Below are 12,718 nucleotides of genomic sequence, written 5' to 3'. Positions count from 1 at the left end.
CGGTCGTCAGGGCGGTGCTGCGGCCTTATCCGGCTACTTGGTCAGCTTGAGAGCGGCGAAGCGCGGGTCGCCTTGGCGTTCGACGAACAGCAGGACCGAACGCTTCTTCTGCGCCTGCAGCTTGGCCACTATATCGGCCACCTCCTGCGGCGTGCTCACCGCTTTCTGGTCGACCTCGACGATCACGTCGCCGGCCTGGAGCTGCTTCTCCGCCGCCGGGCTGTCGGGCGCAACGCGGGTCACCACGACACCTTTCACATTGTCGCTGAGGCCATATTTCTCGCGCAACTGGTCGCTCACCTTCTGCAACGTGAGCCCGAGCTGCTCGACCGTCGAACTGACCGACCGGTCGTGCTCCGCCGGCTTCTTGGAGGGCGTCGACTCCTGCACCGAGGCGTTCTGCTTCTCGGCCGAATCCTGCTCGCCGATCTTGAGCTTCAGCGTCTGCTGCTTGCCTTGCCGCCACACGACCGTCTCGACGGTGCTGCCGACGCGAGCGTTGGCGACCAGCCGCGGGAAATGCCGCAGATCCGCCACGTCGTGACCGTTGAAGGACAGGATGATGTCGTTGCGCTTGATGCCGGCCTTGGCCGCCGGACTGTCGGCCACCACGTTGGCCACCAGCACCCCGCGCGCACGATCGAGACCGAAGCTGTCGGCGATGTCGTCGGTCACGCTTTGATAGCTGACGCCGATCCAGCCGCGCCGCACGCGACCGTACTCGCGCAGCTGTTCGGCGACCTGCTTGACCTGGTTCGACGGGATGGAAAAGGCGAGGCCCGCATTGGTGCCGGAGGGCGAATAGATCGCCGTGTTGACGCCGATCACCTCGCCGTCGGCATCGAACAGCGGCCCGCCCGAGTTGCCCTTGTTGATGGCAGCGTCGGTCTGCAGGTAGTCGTCGAGCGAATCGGACAGGGCGCGCCCGCGGGCGGAGATGATGCCCGCCGTCACCGAATGGCCGAGGCCAAATGGATTGCCGATCGCGATCACCCAGTCGCCGACCCGCACCTTGTCCGAATCGCCGAACTTCACGGCCGGCAGCGGCTTGCCGCCCGGCGGATTGACCTTCAGCACCGCGAGGTCCGCCCGGCTGTCGGCGCCGATCAGCTTGGCCTTGAGCTGCGTGTCGTCCTTCAGGATGACGGTGATGTCCTCCGCCCCCTGGATGACGTGGTTATTGGTGACGATGTAGCCCGACGGGTCGACGATGAAGCCCGAGCCAAGCGACGTGCCGCGCCGCCGCTGCTGTTCCTCGCCGCCGCGTCGGTCGAAAAACTCCTTGAACAGCTCCTCGAACGGCGAGCCCGGCGGAAGCTGCGGCATATCCCGCAAACGCGGCCCTTGCTGCGGCAGGTTCTGGGTCGTGGTGATGTTGACCACGGTCGGCATCAGCACCTCGACCAGATCGGCGAAGCTCTGCGGTGCCTCGCGCGCAGCGGCCGGCGCCGCCACCAATGGCTGGACCAGCACGAGCCCGAGCGCCGCCACGAAGGCGACGGCCCCCCTCGAAAGACTTTGGAATTCCCTCAGATTCACGCCCGACCTCCCGCGGCGCTCGAGGCCCAAGTCGGAACGGCCGGCACCGCGCGTTCGATCCAGTGTCTACATGGGCGCCGATTATGGCGCAAATAAAGAGGCTGTCATGTGGCCGGAGGCCGGGCCATTTCGGCGATTCGGGCGAAAAGGGCCCGGCGGCGTGGCAAGTCTGCCACAGCCGCCGGCACGATCTTTCCGCCGGACTATTTCTTCCCCGTGATCGCCACTGCCGGTGGCTGGTTGAAATAGCGGAAGAAATCGTTGTCCGGGCTCAGGATCATCGTGCCGCCGCCGGAGAAGGCCTGCCGGTAGGCTTCCATGCGCCGCCAGAAGGCATAGAAATCCTTGTCCTGGTCGAAGGCCGCAGCGTAGATGCGCGTGGCCTCGGCGTCGGCCTCGCCCCGGGTGACCTGCGCCTTGAGGCCGGCCTCGGCCTTGATGACCGCGACCTCGCGATCGGCCGTGGCGCGGATACGCTGGTTCTCCTCGTCGCCCTCGGCCCGCAGCTGGCCGGCTTCCCGCTCGCGGTCGGTCTTCATTCGGTTGTAGACCGACTGCGAGTTGGCCTGCGGCAGGTCCGCACGCTTGATGCGGACGTCGACCACCTGGACGCCGAGATCGGTGGTCTTGCCGTTCACCCGCTTGGTGATGTCGTCCATCAGCGAGGCGCGCTGCTCGGTCAGCACGGCATGCAGCGGCACCGAGCTCAGCACGCCTCGGATCTCGGAATTGATCAGCGAGTCGAGCAAGCCCCGCAGCGCCGGCTCGCCGGCCGGCACGCGCTCGGCGAACAGGCGCGCATCGGTAATCCGGTATCGTGCGAACGCATCGACCACCAGCCGCTTCTGGTCGCCGGCAATGACCTCGAATTCGTCGGCCTCGTAGTCGAGCAGCCGCCGGTCGATCCGTACGATGTCCTGGACGAGGGGGATCTTGGCATAGAGGCCGGGTTCGGTCTTCGGCTTGCCGACCAGCGCACCGAATTGCCGGACCAGCACCTGGGTGGTCGGGTCGACCGTGTAGAAGGTCTGGGTGAGCAGGAAGATGACGACCGCCAGCCCGACCAGGACCATGATCGCGCGGTTGCTCATCGCGAGCCTCCCTGGTCGGCGGTGCTCGCCCGCGGCGGCGGCGGCGATGGTTGCGAGGGCTTGAGCTCGGGCAGCGGCAGGTAGGGCAGAACGCCCGGCCCGGCAGTCTTCTTGTCAACCACGACCTTGTTCATGTTGTGCAGCACATCCTCGATCGTCTCCAGATAGAGGCGCTCGGTCGTCACGTCCTTGGCCTTGACGTATTGCTCATAGACCTGGTCGAAACGCCGGGTGTCGCCCTTGGCGCGCGCGACGGTCTCGGCCTTGTAGGCCTCGGCTTTCTGAACGATCGAGGCGGCCTCGCCCTTGGCCCGCGGCAGCACCTGGTTGCGGTAGGTGTTGGCTTCGTTGATCTTCTTCTCCTTGTCGGCGCGAGCGGCCTGGACGTCGCGGAAGGCCGCGATCACCTCCTGCGGTGGATCGACTCTCAGGAGCTGCACTTGGGAGATGCGCACGCCGACTCCGTACTCGTCGAGAATGCGCTGCAGCAGATCCTTGGTGTCCTGCTCGATCTTCGTCCGACCCTCGGTCTGGGCGTATTGCAGGTTGGACTGGCCGATCACCTCGCGCATCGCCGCTTCCGAGGCGGCGCGGACCGTCTCCTCGCCGTTGCGCACGGCAAAAGCGTATTTGAACACGTCCTTGACCTGCCACAGGACGGCGAACTCGATGTCGACGATATTCTCGTCGCCGGTCAGCATCAGGTTCTCCGACGAGCTGGCGGCGCGCGAATTGCGGCTGTAGCCCGGCGAGTTGCGCGCGCCGAGCACGGTGCGCCGCTGGTCCTGGACGTTCACGACCACGACGTGGCCGATCGGCGCCGGCAGATTGTAGTGCAGTCCCGGCTCGACCGCGCCGCCATAGGGCTTGCCGAAGATGAGCTGGATCGCCTGCTGGTTGGGCTGCACACGGAAGAAGCCGGTGAGCAGCCAGACCACGATCGCCGCGAGCGCGATCAGCAGCAGGCCCTTGGCGGAGCCGAAGCCGCCCGGAAGGAGATTGCGCAGCCGCTCCTGGCCCTTGCGGATTACATCGTCCATGTCCGGCGGCCGACGCGAGCCGAAGGGGCCGCCACCGCGTCCGCCGCCGCCCCACGGACCGCCGCCTCCGCCGCCGCTTCCGCCGCCGCCCCAGGGGCCGCCGCTATTGCTGTTCCACGCCATCCATCACCTCAGGGCCCGCAGCGGGACTTTGCTTTCATGCCGCGCTGCATATATGTGACGGCAACACTACCCTCAATCAAGCGCGACAGTTATTGCCGGGAGCGAGCGAACATGGCGGAAATAACCGAATCGGCCGTGCGCAGCGTTCTCGACACGGTCATCGATCCCGTCACCGCGAAGAGCGTCGTGGCGTCGGGCATGGTGGGCGGCATCGCCACCCGTGGCGGCCATGTCGCCGTGACCCTCGAGGTCGATCCGGCGCGCGGCGCCTCCCTCGAGCCCCTGCGGCTGGCCTGTGAGCAGGCCGTGCGCGCGATGCCGGGCGTCCTCTCCGCGACCGCGGTCATGACCGCCGAACGCGCCGCCCCTGCGCCGCCGCCAACGCCGCCGGCCCGGCCGGCACGCGCGGGCCATGCGCGCGGCGCCGCGCATGCGGCAGGGGCCGGGCGCATCGATGTGCCGGGGGTGAAACACATCATCGCGATCGCCTCGGGCAAGGGCGGTGTCGGCAAGTCGACGACGGCCGTCAATCTGGCGCTCGGCCTTGCCGCCAATGGCGTCGGCACCGGCTTGCTCGATGCCGACATCTACGGGCCCTCGATGCCGCGCATGCTGGCGGTGAAGGAAAAGCCGGAATCGGTCGACGGCAGGCAGCTCAAGCCGATCGAACGCTACGGCCTTCGCACCATGTCGATCGGCTATATCGTCAACGAGGAAGCGCCGATGATCTGGCGTGGCCCGATGGTGTCGAGCGCGCTCGAGCAGATGCTGCGCGATGTGCAGTGGGGCGAGCTCGACGTGCTGGTGGTCGACATGCCCCCCGGCACCGGCGACGCCCAGCTCACGCTAGCGCAGCGGGTGGCGCTGTCGGGCGCGGTGATCGTTTCGACGCCGCAGGATATTGCCCTGGTCGACGCCCGCAAGGGACTCAACATGTTCCGCAAGGTCGCCGTGCCGGTGCTCGGCATTGTCGAGAACATGAGCTATTTCCTCTGTCCCAAATGCGGCGAGCGGTCGGAGATCTTCGGCCATGGCGGCGCGCGTGAGGAGGCGAAGAGGCTGGGCGTGCCGTTCCTGGGCGAGATCCCGCTGCATCTCGACATCCGCACCACGTCGGACGGCGGCAACCCCATCGTCGTCGCTCAGCCCGACAGCGCTCACGCCCGGACCTACAGGAACATCGCCGGCCGCGTCTGGAAGCAGCTCTCGGCCAACCAGCGCGGCCCGCGCGCGGCGCCGCGGATCGTGATGCGCTGACCGGCTATCCGCCGCTTCTTCTCTTCCTGGCGGCCGGACGTTTCGGCGGCTGCGCCTTGCCGACCATGCCGTGCACGCCGATCATCGAGCCGGCGACCAGCTCGAGGGCCAGGAAGCGGCGCTCCTCGACCCAGCCGGGGAGCTGGATGTTGAGGGCGAGGTCGCGGCGGAAGCCGAACTGGTTGTAGTACTCGGGATCGCCCACGAGGATGACGCGACTGTGACCCTGGATGCGCGACTGGGCCATCGAATGCCACATCAGCGCCTTGCCGTAGCCCAGGCCGCGCAGCTCCGGTGCGATGGCGAGCGGACCGAGCATGACGGCCGGCCAGCGCTCGTAGATCAGGACCGGCCAGTTGCGGATCGAAGCGACGAGCCTGCCCTTCTGATCGAGGGCCACGAAGCAGAGATCGCGCAGCGGCGGCACATCCTCGCGCAGCCGGTAGACCGTCTTGTGGAAACGGTCGGGCCCGAAGGCCGCCGCCGTCATCTCCTCGATCGCTTCACGGTCGCGCGGCCGCTCGCGCAACAGCCGCAGCCGGCCGGGATCGCGGACCGGGCGCATGCCGGTCATTGCGACGGCAGGCCGAGGGAAGCCATCAGCTCGCGCCATTCGCGCGGATTGAGACCACTCGACTTCTGGTCGACCTTCTCGCCCGAGATCATGCGCCTGACGGCGGCAAGCCCGGTCTTCGACAGGTGCGCCCCGCCCATGCGGTATTCCATGAAGGCGTCGTGGCAAATCGGACACCAGCGCCTGAGCGTCTCGATCATGGTCTCGGCATAGGCGCGGATCTCGTACTGCGCATGGGCGTCGGCGCGCAGCGACAGGAAGTGCATGAGATTGTGCAGGTTCGTCTTCCAGTACCACTGCGTATAGAAGGCGAGCGAGAGGTTCATGCGCGCAAGCTCGCGGGCGAGGCCCGAACGCTCGGGATCGAGCGGCTCGCCCGCCTCGCCCTCGTTCAGCATCTCCATGTAGTGCTCGTAAACCAGCTCGGCGTCCTTCCTGAGGAGCGTGAAGACGCGTTCGGCCTCCCTGCCGCCCAGGACCTTGTCGCGGCCCTGGCGGTTGGCCTTGCTTTGAGCCGCGAGGTGCTCGGGCCTCGGCACGTAGAATTCGTTGTCGAGAATCGAATAGCGTGCCGAATATTCGTTCACGTTGGCCGTGCGATGGCGGATCCACTGTCGCGCCACGAAGATGGGCAGCTTCACGTGATACTTGATCTCGCACATCTCGAAGGGCGTCGTGTGGCGATGACGCATGAGATAGTTGATCAGCCCGCGATCCTCGCTCACCTTCCTGGTTCCGCGGCCGTAGCTCACGCGCGCCGCCTGCACGACCGCCGCGTCGTCACCCATATAGTCCACCACCCGGACGAAGCCGTGATCGAGCACCGGCAGCGCCTGGTAGAGGATTTCCTCCAGCGCCGGGGCGACCGGCCGCAGCGTCTCGCGAGCGGTTGCGCGCACCTGGTCGATTTCGGCCTGCTGATCGGTGGAGAGGGGCATCGTTCGTTGTCCTTTGTTGGTCGCGGACTCTATGGGCCCGGCACAGGCCCTGCCATGGGGAAATCGGCGGGGGCTGCGTCGTCTTCAAAAAGCCGGTCCGTCTGCCTATATTGGGCCTGTCGGGAGACCGACTATGGCGATAAACGCCGCGTGGAATAAGCGTATCGGACCCGGGGGCGGTACCCGGCGCCTCCACCATTCCTTCCCCGTTCGGCCAACGGGGTTCGACGGGGGCGAAACAGGATCGACGAGCGTGGTAAAGGCGCGGTTTTTGCCCGGTATGGTTCCGCCGCAACGGGCCATTCACAAGTGCCAACGATAACGACGTTGCACTCGCTGCTGCCGCCTAAACAGCGGACGTAAGCGCGGTTTCGGGAGGGCACCGGGCAACAGAAGCCCTCCCACTTTGCACCCACGCGCCGCATTCCGGCGGCGTTGACTCTCGGGGGACGCGGGCCGATGCTCCGCGAAAGTTCCGGCAAGCCATGAACGATCGCTTCCACTACGACGCTCTCGTCGACGATGCGCTGCGCAGCGTCGTGCGCCGCGTGCTCACGCAAGTGGCCGACAAGGGGCTGCCGGGCTCCCATCACTTCTACATCTCCTTCCGCAGCGCCGATCCGGGCGTGCAGCTTCCCGACTATCTGCGCGCCAAGTACCCGGAGGAGATGACGATCGTCCTGCAGCACCAGTACTGGGACCTCATCGTCCAGAACGAGTCCTTCGAAGTGACCGTGAGCTTCAACAAGCAGCAGGAACGCATCAAAGTGCCGTTCGCGGCGCTCTCGGCCTTCGTCGATCCGTCGGTGCGCTTCGGCCTGCAATTCGACCGCAAGGACAAGGCCGGCGCGCCTGCCGAGAAGGCCGAACCCGCGCCGCCGACACCGCTGCCGGCGCCCGACAAGCGGCCTTCGCCTGGCAATCCGGGGAGCGAAAGTGCAGCCGGCGAAACCAAGCCGGATGCGGGCGATCAGGGCAAGCCCGAGGGTAAGCCGGAGGATCCGGCCTCCAAGGTCGTCAAGCTCGACACCTTCCGAAAGAAGTAGCTGGACGCCGCGCGCAGCTTGCGGCAGGGATGCGCGCCTTCCAAGCAGGCGCGCCAGGAGAGTCGCATGCCCGAGTTCCAGTTCCAGGAGATGTTCCCGAGCGGCAGGGACGCCACACCCTACCGCAAGCTCTCGTCCGACTTCGTCGGCACGGCGAAATTCAACGGCCGCGAGGTGCTGACGGTCGAGCCCGAGGCCCTGACGCTTCTCACCGCCGCCGCCTTTCACGACATTTCCCATCTTCTGCGACCGGGCCATCTCGCCCAGCTCCGCGCGATCCTCGACGATCCGGAAGCGTCCCCGAACGACAGGTACGTGGCGCTCGAGCTGCTGAAGAACGCCAACATCGCCGCCGGCGGCGTGCTGCCGATGTGCCAGGACACCGGCACCGCGATCGTGATGGGCAAGAAAGGACAGGCCGTCTGGACCGGCGGCGGTGACGAAGCGGCGATCGCCAGGGGCGTGTTCAAGACCTACACCGAGACCAACCTGCGCTACAGCCAGGTCTCGCCGATCTCGATGTTCAAGGAGGTGCAGACCGGCACCAACCTCCCGGCGCAGATCGATATCTACGCAACCGACGGCGACGCCTACAAGTTCCTGTTCGTCGCCAAGGGCGGCGGCTCGGCCAACAAGAGCTATCTCTACCAGCAGACGCCGGCAGTGCTGAACGAGGCGGCGCTGCTCAAGTTCCTCGACACCCAGATCAGGACGCTCGGCACGGCGGCCTGTCCGCCCTATCACCTCGCCATCGTGATCGGCGGCACGTCGGCGGAAATGAACCTCAAGACGGTGAAACTCGCCTCGACGCGCTATCTTGACGACCTGCCGGGCGAGGGCAACGACAGGGGCGTCGCGATCCGCGATCGCGACATGGAGCGCAAGGTGCTCGAGCTCACGCGCCAGATGGGAATCGGGGCGCAGTTCGGCGGCAAGTATTTCTGCCACGATGTCCGTGTCATCCGCATCGCGCGGCATGGCGCCTCGGTGCCGATCGGGCTCGGCGTCTCCTGCTCCGCCGACCGCCAGGCGCTGGGCAAGATCACCCGGGACGGCATCTTCCTCGAGCAGCTCGAGACCAATCCGGCGCACTATCTGCCCGAAGTCGAGCCGCAGCAGCTTTCCGGCAGCGTGGTCTCGGTCGACCTCGACAAGGGCATGGCCCACACTCTCTCGGTGCTGATCAGGCATCCGGTGAAGACGCGCGTGAACCTTAGCGGCACGCTGATCGTCGCCCGCGATGCCGCGCATGCCAAGCTCAAGGAGCGGCTCGACCGCGGCGAAGGCCTGCCGGACTATTTCAAGCAGTTCCCGGTCTACTATGCCGGCCCGGCCAAGACGCCGGAGGGCATGCCGTCGGGCTCGTTCGGCCCGACCACGGCCGGCCGCATGGACTCCTACGTCGACCTGTTCCAGGCCAACGGCGGCTCGATGGTGATGCTGGCCAAGGGCAACCGCAGCCGACAGGTCGTCGACGCCTGCAGGAAGCACAAAGGTTTCTATCTCGGCTCGATCGGCGGGCCGGCCGCGATCCTGGCCAAGAACTGCATCCGGAAAGTCGAGGTGCTGGAATATCCCGAGCTCGGCATGGAAGCGATCTGGCGCATCCAGGTCGAGAACTTCCCCGCCTTCATCGTCACCGACGACAAGGGCAACGACTTTTTCAGCGAACTGAAGATCTGATCGGGCGAAGGACCGCCGTTCAGCGGCCGCAGCCGGTGCCCCGGACGCACCAGCGGTCGATCCAGACATTGCCTTGCTGCGCGTTGATGACCCGCAGAAGAGCGCCCCGGCAGCCGAGCACGCGGAACGTCTGGTCCTCGCTCTCGATGCGGCCGATCGGCTCGCCCAGCAGGCCGGGATGGCTGTAGACGACCACCGTGCCGTCGAGCGGCGTGTCCACCGTCAAGAGATCGGCAGGCACCCAGCCATAGGCGTGCCGCTTGCCTTCGGCGGCAGTGTAGTCCCGGGAGTCCAAGGCGATCCGCGCCCACCCCTTCTTGCTGCCGGTCAGCGTCACGATCGACTGCACCACATCGCCCGACGTTTCCCGGACCGCGAGCGTGCCCAGCACCGCCCCCTCCGGCGTCGGCGACGCGCGCACCGGCACCGGTTCGCCGGGTCGCAGCAGGGCATAGACCTCGGTCGTATTGCATGAACCGGCCGGACCGGTGCCGGCATCGGTCGCCGTCTCGACCACGGCGAAGCCGGCGAGCACGGCGATCGTGCCGATGATGGCGCGAACCATGACAGACCCTTCCCACTATCGACGCGGCGGATCCCCATCCGCCGGCCCCTGCGCCCGGGGGTCGTTCTAGCAACCGGCATATGGGCAAGTCCGACCGGCCTTTGTATGGTTTGTATCAACGCCAAATCAAAGTCGTGATCATGCAGCTTGCCAAACCGCATCTCGATGTCGGCCTGTTCTCCAACAAGCGCGACGAGCAGCTCACCTTCTGGCAGCAGACGGTCGGGCTTCCCTATGACCACATGGGCAAGCTGGGCGGCGGCGTGCAGCAGCACCGCCACCACATGAACGGCTCGATCCTGAAGATGAACCACGCGCGCAGTCCCCTGCCCGCGCTGGCGCCGTCCGGCATCGTCGGCCTGCAGATCGCGCGCGACGGACTGGCCGCGCCGCGCGCCCTCACCGATCCCGACGGCAACAAGGTCATGCTGGTGCCGAAGGGGTATGACGGCGTCCAGGGCATCGCCATTCTGCTGCGCTCGAACGACCCCACGGCCCACGACCGCTTCTGGACGCAGGCCATGCAATACGAGCGCGTCGGCGACGGCCGCTATCGTTGCGGCGATTCCCTGATCGTGATCGCCGAGCAGGGACCGGTCGAACGCAGCGCCGAATGGCGTGGGCCCGGCTACCGCTACACGACGGTCCAGGTGTGGGACTGCATCGCCGAATACGAGGGCATCCTGGCGCGCGGCGGCACGTCGGGCGGCGCGCCGCGGATCCTGGGCGACACGGTGCGCTTCGCCTTCGTCTACGATCCCGACGGCAACCACATCGAGATCAGCCAGCGCGCGAGCTTGACGGGCGGAAAGCTGTAATCTTCCTCAAGGGAGCGCGCCCGTCCAGTGGCGCGCATGATTGCGCCACTGGAGTTCGTCATCAGCCAAGCGCAGACCTTCGGGAATGAGCAAGTGGCATCTGTCCTGAGCGAAGCCGAAGGGCGCTGCGACGATTACTCCGCAGCGGCCGCCTGTGCCTGCTTCTTCGCCCGCTTGCGGTCCTCGGGATTGAGGAAGCGCTTGCGCAGGCGAATCGACCTGGGCGTGATCTCGACCAGCTCGTCTTCCTCGATATAGGCGATCGCCTGCTCGAGCGACATCTTGCGCGGCGGCGTGAGGCGGACGGCCTCGTCCTTGCCGGCCGCCCGGATGTTCGTAAGCTGCTTGCCCTTGAGCACATTGACCTCGAGGTCGTTGCCGCGGCTGTGCTCGCCCACGATCATCCCCCCGTAGACCGACACGCCCGGATCGATGAACATCGGCCCGCGCTCCTCGAGATTCCACATCGCATAGGCGACCGACACGCCCTCGGCATTGGCGATCAGCGCCCCGTTGCGCCGGCCGGCGATCGAACCGCGATAGGGGCCGTATTCGTGGAAGAGCCGGTTCATCACCCCGGTGCCGCGCGTGTCGGTCAGGAACTCGCCGTGATAGCCGATCAGCCCGCGGGAAGGCGCATGGAAGACGAGCCGCGTCTTGCCGGCGCCCGACGGCCGCATCTCCTGCAGCTCGCCCTTGCGCAGCGAGATCTGCTCCACCACGACGCCGGTATAGGCATCGTCGACATCGATCACGACTTCCTCGATTGGCTCCAGCCGCTGGCCGGTTGCCGGATCGGCCTGGAAGAGGACGCGCGGCCGGCCGACCGCGAGCTCGAAGCCCTCGCGGCGCATGGTCTCGATGAGCACGCCGAGCTGCAGCTCGCCGCGGCCGGCGACCTCGTAGGTATCGGCATTCTCGGTGTCGCGCACGCGGATCGCGACATTGCCCTCGGCCTCGCGCATCAGGCGGGCCCGGATCATACGGGTGGTGACCTTGTCGCCCTCGCGGCCGGCGAGCGGCGAGTCGTTCACCATGAAATTCATCGCGAGCGTCGGCGGATCGACCGGCTGGGCCGGCAGGGCCGTCTCGACCTCGAGGTCGCCCAGCGTGTCGGCCACGGTCGCGGTCTTGAAGCCCGCGACCGCCACGATGTCGCCGGCCTCCGCCTGCTCGATCGGCTGGCGCTCCAGGCCGCGGAACGCCAGAAGCTTGGTGACGCGCGCCTCCTCGATCTTCTCGCCCTTGCCGTTCAGCGCCTTCAGCGTGGTGTTGGGCCGGACGGTGCCCGACTGGATGCGCCCGGTCAGGATGCGCCCCAGGAAGGGATCGGACTCGAGCGTCGTCACCAGCATACGGAACGCCGGCTCTGCATCGACCTCGGGCGCCGGCACATGGCGCAGGATGAGGTCGAACAGCGGCTCCATGTCCTTGTGCTCGGCCTCGAGCGACCTGGCAGCCCAGCCTTGTCGGGCCGAAGCGAAGAGCGTCGGGAAGTCGAGCTGCTCGTCGCTGGCGTCGAGCGCGGCGAAGAGGTCGAACACCTCGTCGTGCACCTGGTGCGGACGGGCGTCGGAGCGGTCGACCTTGTTGATCAGCACGATCGGCCTGAGGCCGAGCCGGAGCGCCTTGCCCAGCACGAACTTGGTCTGCGGCAAGGGGCCTTCGGCGGCATCGACCAGCAGCACCACGCCATCGACCATCGACAGGATGCGCTCGACCTCGCCGCCGAAATCGGCGTGACCGGGGGTATCGACGATGTTGATGCGCGTGCCCTTCCAGACGACCGATGTCGCCTTGGCGAGGATGGTGATGCCGCGCTCGCGCTCGAGGTCGTTGGAGTCCATGGCGCGTTCGGCCACCTGCTGGTTCTCGCGGAACGTGCCGCTCTGCTTCAGCAGGCAGTCCACCAGCGTCGTCTTGCCATGATCGACGTGCGCGATGATCGCGACGTTGCGGATGTCCATCTTGTCTTCCGGAGGGGTTTGCGAGCGGCGGTATATACGCAGGGGCTGTGTCTCCCGCAAGGCGGGTTGAGCCGTCT

General features: G+C 66.9%; 11 protein-coding genes and 1 other RNA gene. 5 read left to right on the top strand and 7 right to left on the bottom strand.

Features of this window, described 5'->3' with window-relative positions:
• Positions 1-33: 33 nt before the first annotated feature.
• From OJF58_RS13150 to hflK, 3 genes are all read right to left on the bottom strand, one after another.
• A complete protein-coding gene (locus tag OJF58_RS13150; RefSeq protein ID WP_300784934.1) occupies positions 34-1,539 on the bottom strand; it encodes a DegQ family serine endoprotease in 1,506 nt (501 codons plus the stop codon).
• A 203-nt stretch (positions 1,540-1,742) separates the two neighbouring features.
• Positions 1,743-2,630, bottom strand: a complete 888-nt coding sequence (hflC, locus tag OJF58_RS13145) for a protease modulator HflC (protein WP_300784933.1) — start codon at positions 2,628-2,630, stop codon at positions 1,743-1,745.
• Positions 2,627-3,793, bottom strand: a complete 1,167-nt coding sequence (gene hflK, locus OJF58_RS13140) for an FtsH protease activity modulator HflK (protein WP_300784932.1) — start codon at positions 3,791-3,793, stop codon at positions 2,627-2,629. Before hflK ends, hflC begins: the two co-directional genes overlap by 4 nt.
• Before the next feature lie 111 nt (positions 3,794-3,904).
• Between hflK and apbC the strand changes: the two genes are divergently transcribed.
• A complete protein-coding gene (gene apbC, locus OJF58_RS13135) occupies positions 3,905-5,050 on the top strand; it encodes an iron-sulfur cluster carrier protein ApbC (RefSeq protein WP_300784930.1) in 1,146 nt (381 codons plus the stop codon).
• Positions 5,051-5,054: 4 nt separating this feature from the next.
• On the opposite strand, the gene OJF58_RS13130 is transcribed toward apbC, so the two are convergent.
• Together OJF58_RS13130 and thyX are read right to left on the bottom strand one after the other, a co-directional pair.
• Positions 5,055-5,615 (bottom strand): N-acetyltransferase, encoded by a 561-nt coding sequence (locus OJF58_RS13130; RefSeq protein WP_300784928.1) that lies wholly within the window; start codon positions 5,613-5,615, stop codon positions 5,055-5,057.
• Between the two features lie 5 nt (positions 5,616-5,620).
• Positions 5,621-6,562, bottom strand: coding sequence for an FAD-dependent thymidylate synthase (thyX, locus tag OJF58_RS13125; protein WP_300784927.1), 942 nt, complete (start codon positions 6,560-6,562; stop codon positions 5,621-5,623).
• Between the two features lie 79 nt (positions 6,563-6,641).
• On the opposite strand from thyX, the gene ssrA reads away from it, so the two are divergent.
• From ssrA to OJF58_RS13110, 3 genes are all read left to right on the top strand, one after another.
• Positions 6,642-6,968, top strand: a transfer-messenger RNA (tmRNA) gene (ssrA, locus tag OJF58_RS13120).
• 79 nt (positions 6,969-7,047) lie between these two features.
• On the top strand, positions 7,048-7,608 hold the full coding sequence (locus tag OJF58_RS13115) for a ClpXP protease specificity-enhancing factor SspB (RefSeq protein WP_300784926.1): 561 nt from the start codon (positions 7,048-7,050) through the stop codon (positions 7,606-7,608).
• Between the two features lie 66 nt (positions 7,609-7,674).
• Positions 7,675-9,291: a fumarate hydratase gene (locus OJF58_RS13110; protein WP_300784925.1), complete on the top strand. Its 1,617-nt coding sequence runs from the start codon at positions 7,675-7,677 to the stop codon at positions 9,289-9,291.
• Between the two features lie 19 nt (positions 9,292-9,310).
• Here the strand turns inward: OJF58_RS13110 and OJF58_RS13105 are convergent, their stop codons facing one another.
• Positions 9,311-9,856, bottom strand: coding sequence for a hypothetical protein (locus OJF58_RS13105; RefSeq protein ID WP_300784923.1), 546 nt, complete (start codon positions 9,854-9,856; stop codon positions 9,311-9,313).
• Positions 9,857-9,996: 140 nt separating this feature from the next.
• On the opposite strand from OJF58_RS13105, the gene OJF58_RS13100 reads away from it, so the two are divergent.
• Positions 9,997-10,674, top strand: coding sequence for a VOC family protein (locus tag OJF58_RS13100; protein ID WP_300784921.1), 678 nt, complete (start codon positions 9,997-9,999; stop codon positions 10,672-10,674).
• Between the two features lie 134 nt (positions 10,675-10,808).
• On the opposite strand, the gene typA is transcribed toward OJF58_RS13100, so the two are convergent.
• Positions 10,809-12,641, bottom strand: a complete 1,833-nt coding sequence (gene typA / locus OJF58_RS13095; protein WP_300784919.1) for a translational GTPase TypA — start codon at positions 12,639-12,641, stop codon at positions 10,809-10,811.
• Between the last annotated feature and the right edge of the window lie 77 nt (positions 12,642-12,718).

Source organism: Enhydrobacter sp., assembly GCF_030246845.1.
Lineage (GTDB): Bacteria > Pseudomonadota > Alphaproteobacteria > Reyranellales > Reyranellaceae > Reyranella.
Note: the sequence above shows the minus strand (reverse complement) of the source record. Positions and strands in the feature narration are given on the sequence as shown.

Coding starts and splice junctions, on each gene's coding strand:
- OJF58_RS13110 (WP_300784925.1), top strand. CDS start 7,675: ATGCCCGAGTTCCAGTTCCAGGAGATGTTCCCGAGCGGCAGGGACGCC.
- hflK (WP_300784932.1), bottom strand. CDS start 3,793: ATGGCGTGGAACAGCAATAGCGGCGGCCCCTGGGGCGGCGGCGGAAGC.
- OJF58_RS13130 (WP_300784928.1), bottom strand. CDS start 5,615: ATGCGCCCGGTCCGCGATCCCGGCCGGCTGCGGCTGTTGCGCGAGCGG.
- hflC (WP_300784933.1), bottom strand. CDS start 2,630: ATGAGCAACCGCGCGATCATGGTCCTGGTCGGGCTGGCGGTCGTCATC.
- apbC (WP_300784930.1), top strand. CDS start 3,905: ATGGCGGAAATAACCGAATCGGCCGTGCGCAGCGTTCTCGACACGGTC.
- OJF58_RS13100 (WP_300784921.1), top strand. CDS start 9,997: ATGCAGCTTGCCAAACCGCATCTCGATGTCGGCCTGTTCTCCAACAAG.
- OJF58_RS13115 (WP_300784926.1), top strand. CDS start 7,048: ATGAACGATCGCTTCCACTACGACGCTCTCGTCGACGATGCGCTGCGC.
- OJF58_RS13105 (WP_300784923.1), bottom strand. CDS start 9,856: ATGGTTCGCGCCATCATCGGCACGATCGCCGTGCTCGCCGGCTTCGCC.
- typA (WP_300784919.1), bottom strand. CDS start 12,641: ATGGACATCCGCAACGTCGCGATCATCGCGCACGTCGATCATGGCAAG.
- thyX (WP_300784927.1), bottom strand. CDS start 6,562: ATGCCCCTCTCCACCGATCAGCAGGCCGAAATCGACCAGGTGCGCGCA.